The 21,320-nt window shown below is 35.4% G+C and carries 20 protein-coding genes; all 20 read left to right on the top strand.

From position 1 onward, the window contains the following. The first annotated feature begins 10 nt into the window (after nt 1-10). The 20 genes from A3H37_06365 to A3H37_06270 all read left to right on the top strand — a co-directional run bounded on the left by A3H37_06365 (nt 11) and on the right by A3H37_06270 (nt 21,233). On the top strand, nt 11-928 hold the full coding sequence (locus A3H37_06365; protein ID OGL50496.1) for a hypothetical protein: 918 nt from the start codon (nt 11-13) through the stop codon (nt 926-928). Between the two features lie 10 nt (nt 929-938). Next, the gene (locus A3H37_06360; protein OGL50480.1) at nt 939-1,619 is read left to right on the top strand and encodes a hypothetical protein; all 681 of its coding nucleotides are present in this window, start codon (nt 939-941) and stop codon (nt 1,617-1,619) included. A gap of 11 nt (nt 1,620-1,630) precedes the next feature. Next, nucleotides 1,631-2,686: a hypothetical protein gene (locus tag A3H37_06355; protein OGL50479.1), complete on the top strand. Its 1,056-nt coding sequence runs from the start codon at nt 1,631-1,633 to the stop codon at nt 2,684-2,686. After that, nucleotides 2,667-3,473 carry a hypothetical protein gene (locus A3H37_06350; protein ID OGL50478.1) on the top strand — a complete coding sequence of 269 codons (807 nt, stop codon included), beginning with the start codon at nt 2,667-2,669 and terminating at the stop codon, nt 3,471-3,473. Before A3H37_06355 ends, A3H37_06350 begins: the two co-directional genes overlap by 20 nt. 196 nt (nt 3,474-3,669) lie before the next feature. Beyond that, the gene (locus A3H37_06345) at nt 3,670-4,473 is read left to right on the top strand and encodes a hypothetical protein (GenBank protein ID OGL50477.1); all 804 of its coding nucleotides are present in this window, start codon (nt 3,670-3,672) and stop codon (nt 4,471-4,473) included. Nucleotides 4,474-4,493: 20 nt separating this feature from the next. Further along, nucleotides 4,494-5,150, top strand: a complete 657-nt coding sequence (locus A3H37_06340) for a methyltransferase type 11 (protein OGL50476.1) — start codon at nt 4,494-4,496, stop codon at nt 5,148-5,150. A gap of 45 nt (nt 5,151-5,195) precedes the next feature. Continuing rightward, entirely contained in the window at nt 5,196-5,642 is a 447-nt protein-coding gene (locus A3H37_06335; GenBank protein OGL50475.1) for a hypothetical protein, read from the top strand. A 49-nt stretch (nt 5,643-5,691) separates the two neighbouring features. Beyond that, entirely contained in the window at nt 5,692-6,738 is a 1,047-nt protein-coding gene (locus A3H37_06330; protein OGL50474.1) for an acetoin dehydrogenase, read from the top strand. Nucleotides 6,739-6,807: 69 nt separating this feature from the next. Continuing rightward, nucleotides 6,808-8,907, top strand: coding sequence for a hypothetical protein (locus A3H37_06325; GenBank protein OGL50473.1), 2,100 nt, complete (start codon nt 6,808-6,810; stop codon nt 8,905-8,907). A gap of 92 nt (nt 8,908-8,999) precedes the next feature. After that, nucleotides 9,000-10,400 (top strand): hypothetical protein, encoded by a 1,401-nt coding sequence (locus A3H37_06320; protein OGL50472.1) that lies wholly within the window; start codon nt 9,000-9,002, stop codon nt 10,398-10,400. A gap of 57 nt (nt 10,401-10,457) precedes the next feature. Next, nucleotides 10,458-11,687, top strand: a complete 1,230-nt coding sequence (locus A3H37_06315; GenBank protein ID OGL50471.1) for a hypothetical protein — start codon at nt 10,458-10,460, stop codon at nt 11,685-11,687. A 163-nt stretch (nt 11,688-11,850) separates the two neighbouring features. After that, a complete protein-coding gene (locus A3H37_06310) occupies nt 11,851-13,239 on the top strand; it encodes a B12-binding domain-containing radical SAM protein (GenBank protein OGL50470.1) in 1,389 nt (462 codons plus the stop codon). Between the two features lie 36 nt (nt 13,240-13,275). Then, entirely contained in the window at nt 13,276-13,986 is a 711-nt protein-coding gene (locus A3H37_06305; protein OGL50469.1) for a hypothetical protein, read from the top strand. Between the two features lie 151 nt (nt 13,987-14,137). Continuing rightward, nucleotides 14,138-15,580 carry a hypothetical protein gene (locus A3H37_06300; protein OGL50468.1) on the top strand — a complete coding sequence of 481 codons (1,443 nt, stop codon included), beginning with the start codon at nt 14,138-14,140 and terminating at the stop codon, nt 15,578-15,580. 76 nt (nt 15,581-15,656) lie between these two features. Next, complete coding sequence (locus A3H37_06295) at nt 15,657-16,787, top strand: hypothetical protein (protein OGL50467.1); 1,131 nt, start codon at nt 15,657-15,659, stop codon at nt 16,785-16,787. Between the two features lie 48 nt (nt 16,788-16,835). Beyond that, nucleotides 16,836-17,828, top strand: coding sequence for a GDP-mannose 4,6-dehydratase (locus A3H37_06290; GenBank protein ID OGL50466.1), 993 nt, complete (start codon nt 16,836-16,838; stop codon nt 17,826-17,828). Further along, the gene (locus A3H37_06285) at nt 17,818-18,837 is read left to right on the top strand and encodes a hypothetical protein (GenBank protein ID OGL50465.1); all 1,020 of its coding nucleotides are present in this window, start codon (nt 17,818-17,820) and stop codon (nt 18,835-18,837) included. The genes A3H37_06290 and A3H37_06285 overlap by 11 nt, the downstream gene beginning before the upstream one ends. After that, a complete protein-coding gene (locus A3H37_06280; GenBank protein ID OGL50464.1) occupies nt 18,834-19,592 on the top strand; it encodes a crotonobetainyl-CoA--carnitine CoA-transferase in 759 nt (252 codons plus the stop codon). Before A3H37_06285 ends, A3H37_06280 begins: the two co-directional genes overlap by 4 nt. After that, on the top strand, nt 19,589-20,371 hold the full coding sequence (locus A3H37_06275) for a hypothetical protein (GenBank protein ID OGL50463.1): 783 nt from the start codon (nt 19,589-19,591) through the stop codon (nt 20,369-20,371). The genes A3H37_06280 and A3H37_06275 overlap by 4 nt, the downstream gene beginning before the upstream one ends. Next, nucleotides 20,355-21,233 (top strand): hypothetical protein, encoded by an 879-nt coding sequence (locus tag A3H37_06270; protein OGL50462.1) that lies wholly within the window; start codon nt 20,355-20,357, stop codon nt 21,231-21,233. Before A3H37_06275 ends, A3H37_06270 begins: the two co-directional genes overlap by 17 nt. The last annotated feature ends 87 nt before the right edge of the window (nt 21,234-21,320 follow it).

Genomic DNA, 21,320 nt, shown 5'->3' with positions numbered 1-21,320 from the left:
GCTAAAAAAAATACGGCAACAGTTTGCAGATACAATGTTGGAAGTAGGGCAAAGCGATCCCAACTTGGTAGTTTTGATAGGTGATATTAGCCATTTTATTTTACAGCCATTTGCAAAAGCTTGCCCCGGCAGATTTTATAATGTGGGAATATGTGAACCAACTATTGTCAGTATGGCAGCCGGACTTGCAAAAACCGGTTTTTATCCTGTTGTGCATACAATTGCGCCATTTATTCTTGAGAGATCATTTGAGCAAATTAAGTTAGATTTTTGTTATCAAAAGCTGAACGGAAATCTTATATCAGTTGGGAGTGCATTTGATTATTCAAACCTCGGATGTACACATCATTGTTATGATGATTTTGCATTGATTAAATCTCTTCCTAATACACAGGTTGTATATCCTAGCTCATGTGCTGAATTTGATATACTTTTCAAGCAAACATACAACAACAGCTATTTAACCTTGTTTAGAATACCTGAGGTTCAGCATGAGCAATTAATAGATCCTTTTTTAATAAAATTTGGCAAGGCTATTAAAATTACTGAAGGAAAAGATATTACTCTTGTTGCTACAGGGCCACAGCTTAAAAATGCTATAGAAGCAAGAAATAAACTTTCAGGCAAGGGATGGGATGTTGAGATAATTTATGTTCATACTATATTGCCTTTGGACTTACCATTAATATATGAAAGTGTTGAGAAGACTAAAAAAGTTCTTGTAGTAGAGGAGCACAATCGTTTTGGTGGATTGGGGCATGATATTTTACAGGGAGTTTATAATATTAAAGGTATGCAGTTTAGCTCAATTGCCATTGATTCGTTTATGCATGACTATGGCACTTACGAGGAACTCTGTTCACAGGCGGGTCTTTCATCAGATGGGATAATAAGAGTTATACAAAATAATTTTAAAAAACATATGTGAGGAAAATTTTATGTCAGGAAGAATAGCCAATGAACCTCAAAACCAAATTCAATTTGATACATATTATAACAAAGGTGGTGTTGTCTTAGGACCATATACCAGTCATATATGGAGAAATGATCCAAGACATTTGTGTTTTTTACTTTCACGTTATAAGTTTTGTGCAAAAATATTAGCAGGCAAAGAGGAAGTGTTAGAGGTCGGTTGCGGGGATTCTTTGGGAACTGCTATTGTATTGCAAACTGTCGGTAGTGTACATGGTATTGATATTGAACCTCTTGTAATTGAAGATAATGTCAAAAGAGTAGAATATGGAGCGAATTGTACTTATGAGGTTTTAGATATTACGACAAGACCATTGAAAAAAAAATATGATGGTGCTTTTGCTTTGGATGTTATTGAACACATCCCGCCTAATCTTGAGCAAAAGTTTATGACAAATATTAGTGATTCATTAAAACCAGATGCCATTTTTATTATTGGTACTCCCAATATTAATTCTCAGCAATATGCTTCTTCAGAAAGTGCTATTGGTCACATAAACTTAAAGAGTGGAGAAAGTCTTAAAAAGTTAATGGCATCATTTTTTGAAAATGTTTTTATTTTTTCTATGAATGATGAAGTTGTGCATACTGGATTCTTCCCAATGGCCCACTATTTATTGGCTATTGGAGTAGGGAACAAAGGGTAGCCCCATTCACGATGATTACTAATAAGATTGTTAAAACAGACATGCAAAGAAGAATTTTAGGGGTTTGGAATCTTCGAGGGGATAGACTCAGTTTGGGATGTTTGCTGATTTTTCTTGAAGAACTAAGAATACAGCAGCTAATTCATAAGGCTGAATACATTGATTTGTGTTTTATAGGAGATGGATCTAAAATATTATCTGGGAATGAAGTATGCGGAAAGGATGGTTTGCTTAGAGTATTGGGCAAAGAGTGTTGTAATAAATCTATAATAATAACCACACTCCTTGATATAGACAATATAAATTTATATTATCAGTGCGATTCTTTTAGAATTTTGCAGAATTTTATTTCTGATGCATCATGTGAGTATATTTTATGGCCTTCAGCGAATGAACAAGAGATACTGAACTATAATTGTGACAATACCTTTACTGTACAGAAGTTTTTCCAAAATTATTCATTTATACCCTACCTTTCCTGCAGGATAGGACTTTTAGATTGGGCGATTAATTTTTTGCAAAGCAATGTGTTTCCAAGTATACCGGTAGTCATTCATTTGAAAAATAATCCGGAAGAACAAAATTGCAGTAATGCAAATTTTGATGCCTGGATTGCTTTTTTTGAAACCTGTAATGTACGTTATAATGCCAAGTTTATCCTTATTGGCAACGAAAAAATAGATAAGAGAATACACAATATTCCTAACGTATTATTGGCAAGAGATTTTGGAAGCAACCTTTCTCGGGATTTGGCTTTAATTCAAACAGCTTGCATTTTCATGGGAATGACAAGTGGGCCTTGTCAGATGGCACTATTCAGCGATGTCCCATATATTATTTATAAAAATCCGGATCATCATGCTGAAAAAATGCATTTAGAACTGGGGAGGGAAGATAGATATTCTTTTGCAACTTCATTGCAGAAAGTTTTGAGAGCTATAGAGACTCAGGAGAACATTTTATCTAATTTTGATTTTTTATATAATAATGTTAATGAACATTATTGGGAGACGAAGCAAGAAAAATTGCAGTTACATAAAAATGAGTATGGGAAAAAAACGTTTTGAAAATAAAGTAGCGCTAATTACTGGTAGTGCAACAGGAATTGGGAAAAATATAGCACGAGCATTTGGACAGGAAGGTGCACATGTTGCAATTTGCGATATTGACTTGGAAAACGGGAAAAAAACTGAAATGGAACTTATTGACAGAAAAATATCGGCAAGTTTTTTTCATGTTGATTTAAGTCTAAAAGGAGCTCCTTATGATATGGTACGACAAGTTGTTCAGCGATATGGTAAATTGGATATTTTAGTAAATAATGCACGTTCAGGACAGCGCACATCTTTCTTTGAAGAGGATGAAAATTCTTGGGAAAAAGGAATATCTGTTACATTGAGAGCAGCATTTTTTGCTTCTCAAGAAGCATGCCGAGTTATGTCAGAAAAAGGAGGAGGGAATATCATTAACATTAGTTCCGTTGCAGCATTATTAGCTTGTCATGAATCACCTGTATATCATATTGCAAAGGCAGGGATGCTGCAAATGACGCGTTACCTTGCTATGCATACAGGCAAATTTGGGGTTCGTGTAAATACAATTTTGCCTGGCTTTATCGTACGGGATGAACATAAAGCTCGTTATGACCAAGATAATAATAAGAACTATAGAGAAATGGTTAATTTTATTCACCCATCGGGACATATAGGTTGTTCTGATGATGTTGCAAATTTGGTATTATTCCTCTGTTCTTCAGAGTCATCTTTTATTAATGGACAGTGTATAATAATTGATGGGGGTCTTACATTGCAGGAACAAAGCAGCCTTGTTTTTCGGTTTGAAAAAAAAGAATAAGAATAATGTAATTGATATAGCAAAAAAGAAAATTATGTATGAATAATTTTTCTGTTGAAATACTATTGTTTATACCAAATAGCCGTTGGGATAACAAACGTCAATGGATGCAACAATCGAAGAACTTAATCAATATAGAAACCAGACTATATTGAAATGTGGAGTTTACCACCAACAAGGGGTAAGGAGATAAGGAATGGAGCTAGGTTTAAAAGACCGTGTTGCAATAGTCACAGGTGGTAGCAAAGGTATTGGCAAAGCTATTGCAAAATCTCTTGCTGAAGAAGGTGTAAATGTAGTCATTTGTGCAAGAGGAAGAGAGTCATTGCTTTCAGTGCAAAAAGAAATTGCAGATTCTGGTGGTAGTATTTATGCAATTCCTGTAGAAGCAACGAAACCTGAATCTGTGCAGAATTTAATTAATAGTGTGGTTGAAAAATTTGGGCAGATAGATATTCTAATTAATAATTTAGGAGGGACAGATAAATTTGGAGATTTTTTTGAATTAAAACATGATGATTGGAAAATGGCTTTTGAGCTGAATGTTATGACAATAGTTTACTTTGTCCAATATTCAATTCCCTGGCTCCGTAAGTCTACTGCACCACGAATAATTAATATCTCATCTATTTCAGGGTTGCAGCCTGGTTCTTATAATCCTCATTATACAATTACCAAAGCAGCAGTAATAAATCTTAGCAAATATTTGTCTAATCAACTTGTGAAGGACAATATACTGGTGAATGTAGTTTGTCCTGGACCAGTGCATAGCGATTCTTGGGATAGAAATGTCCAACGATTAGCTGATATCCACAATATCTCGATAGAAGAGGCAAGGGTAAAGATAGATACAGAAGAATCTGTTAAGATACCTTTAGGACGTGTTGGTGAGGGGAAAGATGTGGCTGAATTGGTAACATTTCTATCTTCTAATAAAGCGTCATGGATAACTGGCTCATGTTTTCATGTTAATGGTGGCAAATTGTACACAATTTTATAGGTAATAGTTAGGGGAATCTTATGAAAGAGATTAATTTGCTTGATACGCATCCAAAAACTGTACGGGATTATGATAAGCGTGCACAGGAGAAAACTCCTGAGATTGTCCGCATTGCTAAACAGTTTGGAAAGGATTTTTTTGATGGTGACCGGAAATGCGGTTATGGGGGATATAAATACGACGGCAGATGGAAGTCTGTTGTAAAGCGTATGAAGGATTATTATAATTTGCCTGAGAATGCCGCTATTCTGGATATTGGGTGTGGAAAAGGCTTTATGTTGCATGACTTCAAAGAGTTGATACCTGGCTGTATTGTTGCTGGAATAGATGTAAGTTCTTATGCTATTGAGAATGCAATGCCTTCAGTTAAACCGTTTCTGAAAATCTGGAGTGCAGAAAAATTACCTTATCCTGATAAGAGCTTTGATTTAGTCATCTCCATTAACTCTATCCATAACCTTCCTCTTCAGCGCCTTAAAGAGGCACTTCGTGAAATCCAGCGTGTTTGCAGAGGCAATAGCTATATTACTGTTGATGCATGGCGAAATGAGACCGAGCGGGAGAATCTTTTCAAATGGGTGCTTACTGCTGAGACTATGATGCATGTTGATGACTGGAAAAAATTATTTGATGAGGTGGGATACACTGGAGATTATTGGTGGTTCATAGCGGATTAAAAAGGCAAATGGCATAGAGCATAGAGTAGAAGTTCGGAGGAATATTTGAATAGGAACATTCCTGAAATCCAGAGTTCTCATGCTATTTTGCTGGTCTCTGGTAACTATGTTTTGCAATTGCGTGACAACAAGCCAACTATAGCAGCAACAGGCCAATGGTCTCTTTTTGGAGGGGTGATAAATAACGAAGAGACACCGCTTCAATCTATAAATAGAGAAGTATTAGAGGAACTTTCTATAAAACCTGCAGAATATAGGTTTTTGTGGTTTACGGATTACTATTCAAACTTTGAAAAGGCCAAGACTCGTACATGGTTCTTTGTTTCTGATATCAGCTCGGTCTGGAATAAGCATAAACTGATGGAGGGACAGGATGTAGGTGTGTTTAAGTTTGAACAGCTTTCATTCTTAGATATGCCATCTGTAATGCGCCAAACAATAGAAAATTTTCATAAGGGAACAAAGATTGTTGGACAGAGAATCAAAGAATAATAGCCTTCGATATTTTACCTCTTCACTATGCTCTATCTGAAAGAACATTATGAAAACCTTAGCAGCAGTTTTGAACAAAATTAATAATCCCTTACAGATTGAAGAGCTTACAATTCCTGAACTCAAAGCAGGACAGGTTCTAGTTAAGATTGCTTATAGTGGAGTATGTCACTCTCAACTTAATGAGGTTCATGGGTTAAAAGGTGAAGACAAATTTCTTCCCCATACCTTAGGACATGAAGGTTCAGGGGTTGTTGAAAATGTTGGGAGCAGTGTTAAAAAGGTAAAGCCGGGAGACCATGTTGTGCTGACATGGATAAAAGGCATGGGTGCTGATGTTCCGTCTGCTTTATACAAGAGAAGCAATGGCTCAATAGTAAATTCCGGTGCGATATCTACATTTCTGACAAAGGCTGTTATTTCAGAAAATCGTGTTGTAAAAATTCCTGATAAAATGCCTTTACGTGAAGCTGCTCTTCTTGGTTGTGCTATTCCTACAGGTGCAGGAATTGTTATGAATACAGCACGTGTAAAACCTAGTACTAGTGTTGCTGTATTTGGAGTTGGTGGTATTGGTTTAAGTGCTTTATTAGCAGCTAAAATAGCAAATGCTTCCTTAATTATTGCCATAGATGTACTTGATCATAAACTTGAACAGGCTATTCAGTTGGGAGCAACACATATAATTAATGCAAGAAATCAGGATGTCTTATCAGGAATAATGGACATTACAGGTAATCGTGGTATTGATTATGCGATTGAGTCTGCTGGTAAGAAGGAGTCCATGGAAACTGCTTTTCGATCAGTTCGCAATAATGGCGGTCTGTGTGTTCTGGCTGGCAATCTACCACTGGGTGAAAAGATATTAATTGATCCATTTGATCTTATCAAAGGCAAGAAAATTATTGGAACATGGGGAGGGGAGACTCAAATGGATCGAGATATTCCATTGTATGTCAACATGTATCTTGCTGGCAAGCTTAGACTCGATGCTCTCAATACTAATGAGTATAGGTTGGAAGATATAAATAGTGCCTTTGATGATTTGGAGCAGGGTAAGGCAGGAAGGGCATTGATTAATATGTCTGGAGAATAAGGTTTTTGGGAGAGGTGGGGAGATTTTACATAAAAACATGTTTTTTGAAATCAATAGGAGGGTTATCAAATGCAAAAAGATAGTAGGAAATTATTAATAGTAAAACCTCCTTATAAGCATAGCCCACTGGGAATGGCTTATGTCCTTTCATGTTTGGAACGGAATAATATACCATTTGATTTTATTGATACAACACTTACCAATCCAGATTATAGTAAACTGCTTAAAAAAAATGATTATTTAGCATTTGCAACTGGAGGGCTAATTTCCAACTTTAATTTTATATCACAAACCATTCATACAATTCGTTCGATCAAACCTGGTTTGCCGATTATAATAGGTGGTAATATCACCAAAGACGTTAATCCTCGTTTTCTTTTTGATAGTGAAATGATGGGAATTGATTTCGGGATTATTGGTGAAGCTGAAACCTCGCTCCCTTGCCTTATTGATGAGTTAAGTAATGGCTCAGATGATTTTAAAGAAGTGCCAGGACTACTTTTTAAAGACAGGTCTAGCAGTGAAGTAATTAAAAATCATCCTAAAAGATTGGATTTGCAAGATATTAATATTTTGCCCGCCTGGCATCACATTAATATAAATTATTACAAATATGCTGAAGCGTCCTATATGCATAATCAGGTAGTTTTACCGGTACTGACTGGCAGGGGATGTGTTGGAGTATGTACCTTTTGCTCCCCGACCATCGGGGCATTTAGAAAACGTCCCCTTGAACATATTATGGAAGAAATAGAATTTTTACTTTCTAAGTATAATTTTGACATACTTAATTTCGTTAATGAAATGTTTTACCAAACCAAGGAAGACATTTTGCGGTTTTGTGAAGAATACAAGAGATTGAAAACGAAAAAACCATGGATGTGTGGGATGCGTGTAGATGTAAAGAATATCGATGTTGATACTTTTGTTGCAATGAAAGAGGCTGGATGTGTTTTAACAGGAGCTGGTATAGAAAGTAGTTCAAATAAAATATTAAAAATAATGAAAAAACAAACGACTAAGGAAGAAATTATAAAGTTCTATAGAGCAGCAAAAGAAGCAAAAATACCGTGTCTTGGTACTTTTATGGTGGGGAATGAAGGAGAAACTAAGGAAGATTTAAAAGAAACAATTGATATGGTAATTAATGAGGAAATGAATGCTGATGTAAGTTTAGTAGATGCATATCCAGGAACGCAAATTTATAAAAGTGCTTTAAAAAGAGGTTTAATCAACGATGAAAAAGACTATTACAAAAACATACATCTGACCCCCGGTCCTTATGATTTATTATGGAGAAATCGAGAAAGATATTTAAATATTAGCGCGATTTCCAATGATCGTTTTTGGAGTGTTGTTTTCAGCGAGCTTAGGTGTTTTTATACATTTTTATTTAATAGATTTAAGGTCTTAGATGTTAAATATAAAAGGAATTGGTTATTGGGAACAATAAGTGTAAACGGTATATGTTCAGAGTGTGGCAGTACTGTTAAAGTGTTATCAGATTATAATTTATTAGGGCAGTTAACATATTGCCCAAAGTGTTACATTCCTTTACATATAAATTATTATAAACTAGAAGATTTTTTTAGACACTATGATATGTTATGTGAAGAATTAAGGAGTGCAGAAAAATTGGTTATTGCCGGCACACAATTGCAAGCGATGAATATATTACGTTATGACCATTTTGGATTAAACTATGAAAGGATAAAAGGATTTCTTGAACTTGAAAGAAAGAAAGATTCGAGTCCGCTATTTGCTCATATGCCAATATTACAAATAGAAAAGCTCCTAAGTATAGCACCGGATAAGATTCTAATAGCTGATGATCCAACTGGAGATGCAGAATTAATGATAAAAATGTTTTATTCAAAAAATGGAACGAACGCTCCTAAAATTTTACACTTAGTGCCTGATAATAAAAGATTTAGTTTAAAAATAACACGTTACGTAAGTAAATTTACTACAGGGAAAGGTCATAGAGGAGCTTTTGATCGTATAATTTGGGGCTTAGTTATAAAGCTATTAAGATTTGGGGCATTGTTTCTAAAAATAGAACCTACATTAAAACAGATATCAAAACGAGTGTTGAGACGGCTATTTGGTGCTACTTTTACAAAGGAGTTGTACTTGAAGTATATTCTTTGGAAACAGAAAAGCTTATAGAACAGAAAAATAAGCTTGCGAGAGAAACATTATGACATTGCTCTGGATTAATGGACAGACCCGAGAAAAATCAACTGGAGGCACCTTGTAAAATGATGATTATAAAAGACACAATGCACCTTTTTATGCAAAGGGCTTCTATAGATAGACCTGTATTTTTTGGACTTTTAACTCGAGTATTCAATCTAATTACTGGGCCAATTACTGGAATTTTAATGATTAGCGTTTTTACTGCAAAATTGCAGGGTTATTATTATACTTTTCAAAGTTTGGTTGCATTACAAACTTTTGCTGAATTGGGACTAAGTATTGTAATTCTCCAATTTGCCGCACATGAATGGTCTAGTTTAAGTTTAGATAATGATGGCAATATAATTGGCGATAATGTAGCTCTTTCGAGACTGGCTAGTTTGACACGTTTTGTTTTAAAATGGTATGGAATTGCCGCCATCTTCGTACTTATTGGTTTAGGTGTAGGGGGATATCTGTTTTTTTCCAGATCCCCAGATCCTTCGATTGACTGGGAAATGCCCTGGTTTTCACTTTGTTTTATCACTAGTATTGCGGTTTTATTGCTTCCAATTACTTCTATATTAGAGGGATGCAATCAAGTATCTAATTTATATACCTACTCGTTTTACCAAGCATTATTTGTCAAAATAACTCTTTGGTTAACAATATTATTACACACAAATTTATGGGTTTTAACTTTTTCTAATATAGCAAGTATAATATGCATTATTACGCTTATTTTAAGAAAATATAAGGTATTTTCTAAAACTTTAATATTCTCATTTAAAGTTAAAGAAAAATTGCATTGGTCTAATGATATTTGGCCAATGCAATGGAAGATAGGCCTAAGCTGTTTATGTGGTTATTTTGTCCATTACTTTTTTATACCGATACTTTTTAAATATCATGGTGCTGTAGTTGCAGGACAGATGGGTATGACATGGAGTGTAGTCGGACTCATACCTTCAATTCCTACTGCATGGATTGCTCCTAAAATTCCACAATTTGGTATGCTGATTGCACGGAGAGAATATGAGGAACTAGATAGACTATTTTGGCGACTCATGAAAATAACGATAGTGGTTTCAGGTTTCATATCATTCAGCGGCTGGCTTATAGTATACATACTCAATGTCTTACAGCATCCTTTTGCGGCTCGTCTTTTGCCACCATTGCCTATGGGAATATTTGCCTTTGCACAAATATTTCAAGCCATATCAGTTCCTATGGCAGGGTATCTGAGAGCCCATAAGCAAGAACCATTATTGCTCATTAGTGTTCTGGCTGCAATTTTAATCACATGCAGCAATGTTTTCCTTGGACGTTATTTTTCTGCCATGGGAATGGCAGTCGGATACATGATATCACTATTAATTGTAATCCCCTTGGTAGCATGGCAATGGTATCGTCTCAAAGGTATTTGGCATGGTGATGGTAAAACTATTGTTGGCTTAGATGGTAAGGTAAGTCGGTACTATTGAAAGTTTAGTCAGTACTAAATTGATTATTAGAAATATAATGTATAAATAGGAAATAAAATGTTTCAAAAGGGTATAGATATATATCGCAAAATTCGTAAGCACGGTGTTCTTACTACATGTAAGATAATAACTGATAAATTATATAGTTTTTGGTTGAGGCTGGGTCTATGGCCAATAAAAGTCAGGTTTTATTATAATTTGATGAAACTAATTTTCGCACCAAACTTTCAAAAGAAACGTATTTTGGGAGTTTGGGACTTCAAAGCCCTTCCATGGTCAGTTGGAGATCCCTTACTTTTCATTGAAAGATTAAGCATTTTGAAAATTAAATATAATGCAGAAGAAGTTGATATTTGTGTTATATATGATAGTGATAACCCAATTGGCAACCGTAAAAAAGCCGAAGATAATAATATTACATCTGATAATGCGCAAGACTATATGCTTGAATTCCTTCCATTGTTTAGTACATGTCCATATCTTGGATCAATTTTCCAATTTAATTCTCGTAAAGAATTTTATCATTTCTTGAAAAGTAATGTTGAACGCTATGACATGTTCCCACCGTTGGCTCATCACTTAGGCGAAACATATAATTATGCTGATTATGGATTCCCCAACTTTAATGAGGTACAAGATTTTTATAATTCGCATGGATATATACCATATCTTAGAATTGGTGATAGGGATGGATTTTGGGCACATTGGTTCTACCTGAATTATTTGCCAGAGAATACAGTACCTGTAACATTATCTTTAAAACAAACATCGCATGCTTCTGAACGGAACACTAATCCTGTGGTTTGGTTGTCATTCATAGATCAGTGTAAAATAGATTTTCCGGAAGTTGTTTTTGTATTTGTTGGATTACGGGAGGAAACTTTTGATGGCCTGAGAAAAAGGTCGAATGTAATTATCGCAAAAGATTTTGGGACATCTATAATAGAAGACCTTGCTTTGATTCGCACATCTTTAATGTATATGGGTACATCATCTGGGGTTAATACTATTGCGCAGTTTAGTGACCTTCCTTATTTGATATTCAAATTCCCAGAATGGTGTTTACATAGACTTGAATTGAAATCTGGGGAAAATTTTTCGTTTGCAACAGATAGACAAAAAATGTTTAGTACCCAGATTTTGGTAACACCAGAACTCTTGTTAAATGAGTTTAAGGCACTTTATTCCAAACTTGATCGGAATAAGTGGTGCAGTACAGTTTTAGAAAAAGCTCGTAATAAATATGGGCATCCATCAGCTAGGGTTAAGATGAATAGTAAAAATTAGTTTTGTGTGAGGATATAATTTCGCTTACTACTGCCCGATTATTGACATGACCGCAGGCAATAACATATTTAGGTAAATATAGATAAATGAGCAAAATGGAGTTTTCGGAAGGACATGCTGGTAATCAGGATAAGAAAATAAATTATGGGTTGAAGGTATTCAAATGCGAATTCTGTTAGTAGCATATGATAATGATTCTTATATTTCAGTTTTTCCCCTTGGATTAGCATACATTGCGTCCGTATGCAGAAATGCAGGGCATGAAGTTAAAATTTATAACCAAGATGTTTATCATTGGCCAGAATCACATTTACTTAATTTATTGAACAGGGAGTATTTTGATGTAATCGGCGTAGGTGTTATAGGAGGCTATTATCAATACAGAAAGTTATTAAAAATATCAGAAGCTATTAATAAAGCAAAAAATAGGCCCTTTTTTATAATAGGAGGGCATGGTCCATCGCCAGAACCTGAGTATTTCTTAAAAAAAACACGAGCTGATGTAGTAGTAATCGGAGAAGGCGAAATTACAATAATAGAACTATTAGAAACTTTAAAAGAAAAAAAAGAATTGTGTTCTGTTCATGGCATTGCATTTTTGAAAAATGGAAAATGTATTCAGACACCAAGACGTGCACTTATACCAAATATTGATGAAATTCCTTTTCCCGCATGGGATTTATTTCCTATTGATCATTATGCTTTGTTAAGAGAAGCCAATATTAAAAACAGCGAACGTTGTATGCTTCTATTATCAGGGAGAGGGTGTACTTTTAAATGTAATTTTTGTTACAGGATGGATAAAGGCCATAGAGTCCGGTCCACAGATAGCATTATAGAAGAAATACAAATTTTGAAGAAAGACTATCATATTTCTTATATTGATTTCCAGGACGAGCTTTTAATGAGCTCCGTTCAGAGAACAGTTGAATTATGTGAAAGTTTTATTAAGTCAAAACTTAAATTTAAATGGTTTTGTAACGGCAGATTAAATTATGCAAGACCTGATGTTCTTAGATTAATGAAAGAAGCAGGATGTGTTTTCATTAATTATGGTATTGAGTCGCTGGATGAAAAAGCCCTTCATACAATGAAAAAGGGGCTTATGGTTAAGCAAATCATCAGTAGCATAGAAAATACTTTAGCTGCTGGTATAAGCCCAGGGTTTAATATTATATTCGGCAATATTGGAGAAACCGCAGAATCGTTAAAACTTGGTGTTGATTTCCTGCTTAAGTATGATGACCATGCTCAAATGAGAACAATAAGACCTGTTACACCATATCCAGGCTCCCCACTATATTATTATGCTATAGAGAAAGGTTTGCTGAAAGATTGTGAAGATTTTTATGAGAATAAACATATTAATTCAGATTTATTGTCAGTTAATTTTACAAACCTAAGTGATGATGAATTTTATATGCTTCTCTACGAGGCAAATAAAGTGTTAATAGAAAACTACTTTCTGTATCAAAAATGTAATGCGATCGAAAATGCGAAAAAATTGTATTTTGAATGCGATGCGTCGTTTAGAGGTTTTCGACAAACCTGATTTCTGCAAATTAAATCAATAAAGATGTTGTCAATTATGATACCCTGTCTGAATGAAGAAAATAATTTAGAAAATACTGTTTCTGATATAATTCAAGTTGCAAATGAGACAGAGACCCAGTTAGATATAATAATAGTGGACGATGGAAGTACTGATAAGACAGGTTTTCTAATTTCTGAATTGACCAGAAAATATAATTTTATTCGCGGCATTTTTAATAAAACAAATATAGGGATTGGAGAAAGCTTAAAAAAAGCAATAAAAATAGCAAAGTATGAAAAATTTACTATTATTGGCGGAAGTAATGACATGAGTATAAATTTATTAAGAGAGCTGTTTAGATATAAAAATAAGGCGGAATTGGTTTTTGGTTTTTATTTGAATAAAAAAGTGAGATGTCGCAGGAGAATAGTTTTGTCAAATTTTTATAACTTAATTTATACAGTTTTATTTGATATTTACATTCAATATATCAATTCACCATGCATATATCCAACTTGGAAATTGAGAGGCTTACCAATTCGAGCACAGAGATTTAGTGTTATTGCTGAAATAACAGTAAAACTTTTGAGGCAAGGATGCTCATTTTTCGAAATTCCAGGGTATGCCCAGGCTAAAAAACAGAATAGTAGCGCAATAAAGATAAAAAACTTAGTAGAAGTTATTAATACTTTTTTTATGTTAATTATAGAAATATTTTTAACACAGCGTTCTTTGTATAATAAAAAACCCGTCCGAGTTTACTAGCTATTGGATTTTTTTATTGCGAATGTACACGAGCTACAATAAAAACTTAGTTTTCATTCTAATTTTTCTATTGGTTATTCCCTTTTTATATGTGCTTTTCGTAAACCCCTATTTCTCTAATACAGATGAAGCTTTTCAACTTCAAGCTGCGATGAGGTTGGCTGATGGCCGTGGATATACAGCCACATTGATTCCCCAAAAGGATTTGTCCATTGCCAACTATAGTTATTTAAAAGGGTGGCCAATAGGATATTCTTTTTTCATCTCTTTATTGTTGAAAATTGGTTTTAGCATAGGGTTTTCTGCAAAGCTTTTTAAAAGCGTTGTTCTCATCTCTGGTATATGGCTGTGGTTTAAGTTGTCTGACTTTTATATCGAAAGAACAATGGCTAAAATTTTGTACGTTTCTCTATTGTGCCCACTGTCATTGCGATTTGCATCTTCTTGCACTGACTTAATTCTTTGGGCGATATTTCCTTTACTAACCTGGTTAATGTTGTCTGTCAAACAGCTCCCTGCTCGAGAGAAGAACATTAAAAAGCAAAGTGTGTTTATTCTTGCTACAAGCCTACTGGTTTCTATTGCGATTCTTGTGAAATATTTAGGCTTGGTTATGTTAATAATATGCTTTGTATGGGTAGTATTTATGCATCGAAAAAATTACAAAGAAGTGGTAATTAATAGTTCATTAGTTGTTTTGTTGCCTATTGTAACTGCCGTTATTATTTTTTATACAAACGTTTTGTACGCAGGTAGTGTTGGAACAATAGGCGCTGTTATCAATAAACACTTACACTTGAATTTTAATTTACTGGAAATATTTGAGGCGATATTGTACGTTTTTATGCCTCCAGGACTCTTGATTTTTATTGTAAACAAGTTGAATATAGGTGGACAATTAGTAATGGTAGTCCGTATTTTGGCAGCAGGTGTTATGTTCACAATGGGCTGTGTGTTGTATAAATTATATCGCATAGGCCGTTTCAACGTTTTGACATCATGGTTTATTTTATCGTTTATGTCGTTAATACTATTCCTTGGTTTTCTTACGCTTTGTTTCTGGAATGGCACGAGCTTTAAATTCTTTAGTGAGTGTCGATATTACTATTTTATTAGCCCCATTATTATAATGTTTGTGGTAGAATTTTTATTTTCTATCATGAGCCAACGCGGTGCTCGAATTTTTACTATTTTGGTTGTGGTTGTTGGTATGGCAGGAGCGTGGAGTTATTCTGCGTATAAGGAGTATGAAAATAGATTAGATTGCCGTGTTAAGTCAGTTGTTTTAAATGGAATACAATCTATTAGATCTGCTGATACAGAAGCGTCTGTCGTAGTGATTGCCGGAGACGCTAAGTATAATTTGTTATTTCAACAACAAGGAATTTCAAGCTATAGTGTTCGATATGATCAAGTTCTAAACAAGGAGACATTTTTTTCAAAACCGACTTGGGTATTCATTGTATGCGATGGAAATTCAGGTTGTTCGGAAAATATTGTTGAGGTAGTAAAAAGATTATCATTCGATAATGCAAGTTATCCAAAAGCGACTATTTATTGGCGAAAGTTTAATGTTGGCCAGTTATCTTCGTAAGAGTATAAAGCTGGGGATCATCTGTTAACTATTCTTGGAGACATAAAAAAAACAACAGATGAGGAGGGTGTTTAAGATGGTTACCAATGTTTTTTTTACAAATGGATTAATGAGTACCATTGCAGCTAGTGTGGTTGCAGAAAAACTGCATGCAACAGATATTAATATTCTTTGCGTTGAGAGGGCTACTAATGTTTTTAAAGAAAATTATTTCAAATTGAACAGCATGATTGAGAGTTATTTTCCATGGGGAAAGGTTATTTACATTGATCGGATGGAACATGTGGGTTTGTTGAAAAGGAGGATCATTAGATATTACAAAGCGGTAAAATATTATAAGTCATTTAAAAAACATCTTAATAAAAACCTTACTGAATTTGGTGGAATTGATCAGATTTATGCACCCATGCCATCTATGCTGTGGTCTTTGATCAAAGATAGAACTGCTAAGCTTAATATTATTGAGCATAGCATACAGGAATATAATTTGTTTTATTCTATGAGAAATAGGTACAGTCCAATAACCCTTTTTAGACGATGTTTTGATTATTTTGTAGGGTATCGATTTATGAGCCGCGGCACTATCCCCTCACGGTTTGTTTTCTTGGATGGTGGACGGTGTCATTTAATAAAAAAAAAGCAATTAGAGAAAAATGTGTCTCTGGTATCTGTTAATGCGAGTGATTTAATACCAAAAATATTTAAGCATGTGGAGAAAGAATATCAAAAAATGTTTCCAAAAGAATATGGGGAGATTGTTGATATAAATGCTCAGATGAATCGTTTCAAAAACAGGTATGTATATCTGCCTACAGCAGAGGTGCCACCAAATGAATATAATAATTATCTTGAGCACCAGATTAAGGATGTTTCGTTAAATGATTCTTGTGTTTTAATAAAAAACCATCCTTTGGATTTGAATAATTATTTGGGATATTTTAAAAAATATGATTGCAAAGTATTTACTATGAAATATGAAATTAATCGGTTTCTCCCTGTTGAATTGTTGATGGTAATGTTGAATATGCCCACTTTATGGGGTTCGTATTCATCATCATTAATCTATTCGTATTGGTGGTTAGGTGCTTCCCCGATTTTATCGGAAGTGAATTCTAATTCTGCCAATCAATTACTACTTAAGGAGTATAAACGTTTTGTAGATGATTTTCATAATATTAAGGTTAATCAACGAGAAAGCGTGTTATAATCTATACAAAGTTAAATCATTAACAGCATAGAGAATGAGATTTATTATATGAAAATATTGATTACAGGAATAACAGGTTTTGTGGGGAGTCATCTTGCAGAATATATACTTAATCTAAATGAAAATCATGAAGTCTATGGATTATGCAGGTGGAGAAGCCCAAAGGATAATCTTGAAAAAATATACAATAAAGTAACTCCACTTGAGGCTGATCTTTGTGATTTGGGCGCTCTGATTCGACATCTTAAGGTTGTTCAACCTGAGGTTATTTTTCATTTAGCGGCGCAGAGTTATGTTTTGACCAGTTTTAACTCTCCTGTTCACACTCTATGGGTGAACGTTATAGGGACAACAAATCTGCTCGAGGCCGTTAGGATAACGGAAATTAATCCAGTTGTTCATATATGTTCGTCTTCAGAAGTCTATGGCCAGGTAAATGAGGCAGATGTTCCAATTAAAGAAACATGCCCGTTTAAGCCGGCTTCGCCATATGCAGTAAGCAAAGTCGGAGAAGATATGATAGCCTTTCAGTACTTTGTATCTTACGGAATTAAAAATATACGCACTAGAATGTTTACTCATACAGGGCCAAGGAGAGGTGATGTTTTTGCCATGTCGTCATTTGCCAAGCAGGTTGCAGCTGCTGAATTAGGACTTAGCAAACCGGTTGTATATGTTGGGAACTTAAAATCCGTGAGAACTTTCTGTGACGTGAGAGATGCGGTGAGGGCATATTGGATTTTAATAAACAGGTGTAAGCCCGGTGAGGTCTATAATATAGGCGGTGATAGGACAATGATGATTGGGGAGGCTTTGGATATTTTATTGTCACTTTCTAAGGTAAGGATTGAGGTTAAGGTTAACTCCAAACTGTTGAGGCCTTCTGATGTGACATTGCAGATACCTTGTATAGACAAATTCAAAAATGAAACAGGATGGAAGCCGGAAATACCTTTTGAAAAAACCCTCCAAGATATGTTGGTGTATTGGAAAGAGGAGTTGTCTCGTTGTCCATGGAAAGCACTAACGATTGAAAAATAGCAATCTTGTGAAATTGCAAAAAAACAGATCTACGTTAAATGAGAAATTAATTTTTTTGGCAGGTGCGACTGGGATGGCGGGCACCAGCATTTTGGTGCATATCCTTAATAATTATCCTGGAGCCAAAGTCCGTGCCTCATATTATAAGAATACGAGACCTTTTATTAAAAATGAGCGTGTGGATTATGTGGATGGTGATCTAACTTCTCTAGAGGATTGCAAGAGGATGGCTAGTGGATGTGATTGTGCAGTTATGGCAGCCGCATATACAGGTGGGGCAGGCATAATAAGATCATTCCCGTGGAGGCATATTAAAGAAAATTTATTGATGAATACACAGATGATAGAAGCATTTCAGCTGGAAAATATTAAACGGGTAATTTATATTGGTTCTGCAACTTTATATCAGGAGTTCGAAGGGAGTATAAAAGAGGATGAACTTGATTTGAACAAGGATCCCAATCAGGCTTATCTGGGATTTGGATGGGTAGTTAGGTTTATCGAAAAACTATGCAAATTTTTATATGAGCAAAATGGTATGGAAATAGTTGTGGCCCGGGTAGCAAATATTTTTGGTCCTTATGCTAAATTTGACCCGAAGACCTCTAATTTTATTCCAGCAATTATTCGTAAAGCCATTGATAAGATGGACCCTTTCGAAGTATGGGGAAGTCCTGATGTCATCAGGGATGTTATTTATTCAGATGATTTTGCAAGAGCGATTGTAATGATGTTAGACAATGGTAATGTTAAATTCGATGTTTTCAATGTTGGCTCTGGAGTAAAAGTCTCGGTTGGTGAGGTTGTTAATCTGGCTTTGAAATATGCAGGACATACACCAAAAGAAGTAAAATACATTCAAGACAAACCCACAACTATGAATTTCAGGGCGCTTGATTGTACAAAGATAAAAAACACTCTTGGTTGGCAGGCACAAAATACTGTCGAGGAGGGAATAAGGAAAACCACCGAATGGTGGTTTGAAAATAAAGGAAGGTGGAACAAATGAAAACAGAAAAACACGATGCAATAATTTTATCCAACTCGGATGAGAAGGCAGTTTTAAAACAGTTTGTAGAACAACTTAAGTCTGCTCCGCTTCCTGATGATGAACTGTTGCCTAACCTGGGATTGTTTCTGACATCTAAGAATCTGTCAAGAATACTATTCTTTTATGAAATTTATAAAAAGATTATCCATACTCATGGTATAGTTGTAGAATTTGGAGTCAGATGGGGTCAGACATTATCAATCATGTCTGCTTTGAGGGGGGTGTTCGAGCCATTTAACAGGCATAGGAAAATTGTGGGTTTTGATACATTTGAGGGTTTTAGAGGAATGTCTGAAAAGGATGGTGAACTTTGCAAATGTAAGGACGGTTCTTTTTCGGTAGCGCATGGTTATGAAGATTACCTCGGTAAAGTTTTATACATGCAAGAACAGTTGAACCCGATGTCTCATTTAAAGAGATATGAAATTGTAAAGGGAGATATTAGAGAAACTCTACCAGAATATTTTAAGAAACACCCGGAAACTATCATTTCTTTGGCCGTTCTGGACTTTGATATCTATGCACCTACCAAAGTTGCATTGGAAGCCATTAAACCCTATTTGTGCAAAGGGAGCATTCTTGTGTTTGATGAATTATGTGATGATATCTTTCCTGGAGAGACAATAGCACTTAAAGAGGTGTTAGGATTAAATAACGTGAGAATTCAAAGACTTCCAATGACTTCAAGAGTATCGTACTTGAAAATAGAATGAAGCCTATTTGTAAAAAAATCAGAAAAGATATTTTGAGAATTGCTCAATTAAGTGGTCATGGGCACATCCCTACCTGTTTCTCTATTATAGAGATACTATATACGATTTATAGTACGATAAAACACGATCCTAAAAATCCGTCGTGGAAAGAAAGAGATATATTTATTTTAAGCAAGGGGCACGCGGCACTTGCTCATTATTGTGTTTTGGCAGAATTCGGTTACTTTGATAAAAAGAGGGTGGAGACTTTCGGATCTTTCATGTCGGATTTAGGATGTCATGCAGATAGGCTTAAAGTGCCAGGCATAGAGGCATCAACAGGTTCTTTGGGACATGGAATAGGTATTGCTGTTGGGATAGCGCTTGCAATTAGAATAAAAGGTGAAAATAGGAAGGTGTTTGTACTTATCGGCGATGGTGAATCTAATGAAGGATCTGTATGGGAGGCGGTTATGGTTGCCTCTCATCTGAAACTCGATAACCTTACTATTATATATGACAATAACATGTCTCACAGTAGGGGACTGCAAATAACCAATCCTGCCGAAAGATTTAAAAGTTTTGGTTGTGAAGTTGTTGAAGTTAACGGTCACGATATAGACAAATTAAAAAAAGAAATAACAAAGAAAAGCGACACGGTCAGAGTTATTGTTGCTGATACTAAAAAGGGTTTTGGTTGCAGAACGCTAATCGAGAATCAATATGAATGGCATAGAAGGTCGCCAAATGATCAAGAGCTTGAAAATTTAATTGGAGAGCTGTGTGAGGAAACAATTTAAAGAAACAGTTTTAGATTTGGCCAGGCAAGATGATAGAGTGGTTTTGATACTAGGAGATGTGAGTGTTTATCTCTTCAAGGATTTTAAGGACAGATATCCTGATAGATTTTACAATATGGGTATTTGTGAGAACACGCTTATAAGTGTTTCTGCTGGTTTGAGCTCGCAAGGTTTTTTCCCTTTTGTTCATACAATAGCGCCATTTATAACAGAGAGGAGCTATGAGCAGATAAAGCTGGATGTGTGTTATAACCGCTTCGGTGTCAATATTGTTTCATGTGGGGCGACGTTCGATTATGCTTGGGACGGGGCATCCCACCACTCATATACGGATTTGGCGATTTTGCGGCTCCTGCCTGGTATGGAAGTTATTCAACCCGGCTCGACAAGAGAACTTAATATTTTGTTGCGGAGCCAATACCGGAGAGGAAAGCCATCCTACATAAGGCTTTCGGATCATCCCCACTTAATTAATGATTATTCCGTGGAATTTGGCAAGGGTGTGGTTCTAAAGAGAGCCTGTTCAAACGTGACGGTGATGACCGCGGGTCCGATTTTGGTCAATGTACTTGAAGCATGCAAGGATTTGAATGTGAACCTTATTTATTTTCACACCATAAAACCAATCGACAAGGAGATCCTCACTGAATTTTCTAAGACGAAGATCCTTGTAGTGCACGATGCGCTTGGTCTCTACGAGGCTGTTAACGAAGTGCCCAACCTTCAGACGGCCTATCATGGCCTGCTGCCGGACGACTTCTGTTGCTGGTATGGTACATTGAACGAGGTTCGGCGTCATGTGGGTCTGGATCCTGCGGGGATTAGAAATGTAGTTGTAAAACATATAGAGTTATCTGGGTGATGCGGGGCAAGGTGGTACACGACCAAATTTGCAGAACCTTTTGGACATATAGCGGATATCCCTTTAGATACCCGTCATTGCATTATT

The organism is Candidatus Schekmanbacteria bacterium RIFCSPLOWO2_02_FULL_38_14 (genome assembly GCA_001790855.1).
Classification (GTDB): Bacteria; Schekmanbacteria; GWA2-38-11; order GWA2-38-11; family GWA2-38-11; genus 2-02-FULL-38-14-A.
This window is presented reverse-complemented; position numbering and strand designations above follow the sequence as displayed.

Excerpts from the sequence above, each read along its gene's own strand:
- A3H37_06340 (OGL50476.1), top strand. The coding sequence starts at position 4,494 with ATGAAAGAGATTAATTTGCTTGATACGCATCCAAAAACTGTACGGGAT.
- A3H37_06290 (OGL50466.1), top strand. The coding sequence starts at position 16,836 with ATGAAAATATTGATTACAGGAATAACAGGTTTTGTGGGGAGTCATCTT.
- A3H37_06300 (OGL50468.1), top strand. The coding sequence starts at position 14,138 with ATGAGGTTGGCTGATGGCCGTGGATATACAGCCACATTGATTCCCCAA.
- A3H37_06280 (OGL50464.1), top strand. The coding sequence starts at position 18,834 with ATGAAAACAGAAAAACACGATGCAATAATTTTATCCAACTCGGATGAG.
- A3H37_06345 (OGL50477.1), top strand. The coding sequence starts at position 3,670 with ATGGAGCTAGGTTTAAAAGACCGTGTTGCAATAGTCACAGGTGGTAGC.
- A3H37_06330 (OGL50474.1), top strand. The coding sequence starts at position 5,692 with ATGAAAACCTTAGCAGCAGTTTTGAACAAAATTAATAATCCCTTACAG.
- A3H37_06275 (OGL50463.1), top strand. The coding sequence starts at position 19,589 with ATGAAGCCTATTTGTAAAAAAATCAGAAAAGATATTTTGAGAATTGCT.
- A3H37_06315 (OGL50471.1), top strand. The coding sequence starts at position 10,458 with ATGTTTCAAAAGGGTATAGATATATATCGCAAAATTCGTAAGCACGGT.
- A3H37_06350 (OGL50478.1), top strand. The coding sequence starts at position 2,667 with ATGGGAAAAAAACGTTTTGAAAATAAAGTAGCGCTAATTACTGGTAGT.
- A3H37_06360 (OGL50480.1), top strand. The coding sequence starts at position 939 with ATGTCAGGAAGAATAGCCAATGAACCTCAAAACCAAATTCAATTTGAT.
- A3H37_06320 (OGL50472.1), top strand. The coding sequence starts at position 9,000 with ATGATGATTATAAAAGACACAATGCACCTTTTTATGCAAAGGGCTTCT.
- A3H37_06295 (OGL50467.1), top strand. The coding sequence starts at position 15,657 with ATGGTTACCAATGTTTTTTTTACAAATGGATTAATGAGTACCATTGCA.
- A3H37_06325 (OGL50473.1), top strand. The coding sequence starts at position 6,808 with ATGCAAAAAGATAGTAGGAAATTATTAATAGTAAAACCTCCTTATAAG.
- A3H37_06305 (OGL50469.1), top strand. The coding sequence starts at position 13,276 with ATGATACCCTGTCTGAATGAAGAAAATAATTTAGAAAATACTGTTTCT.
- A3H37_06355 (OGL50479.1), top strand. The coding sequence starts at position 1,631 with ATGATTACTAATAAGATTGTTAAAACAGACATGCAAAGAAGAATTTTA.
- A3H37_06310 (OGL50470.1), top strand. The coding sequence starts at position 11,851 with ATGCGAATTCTGTTAGTAGCATATGATAATGATTCTTATATTTCAGTT.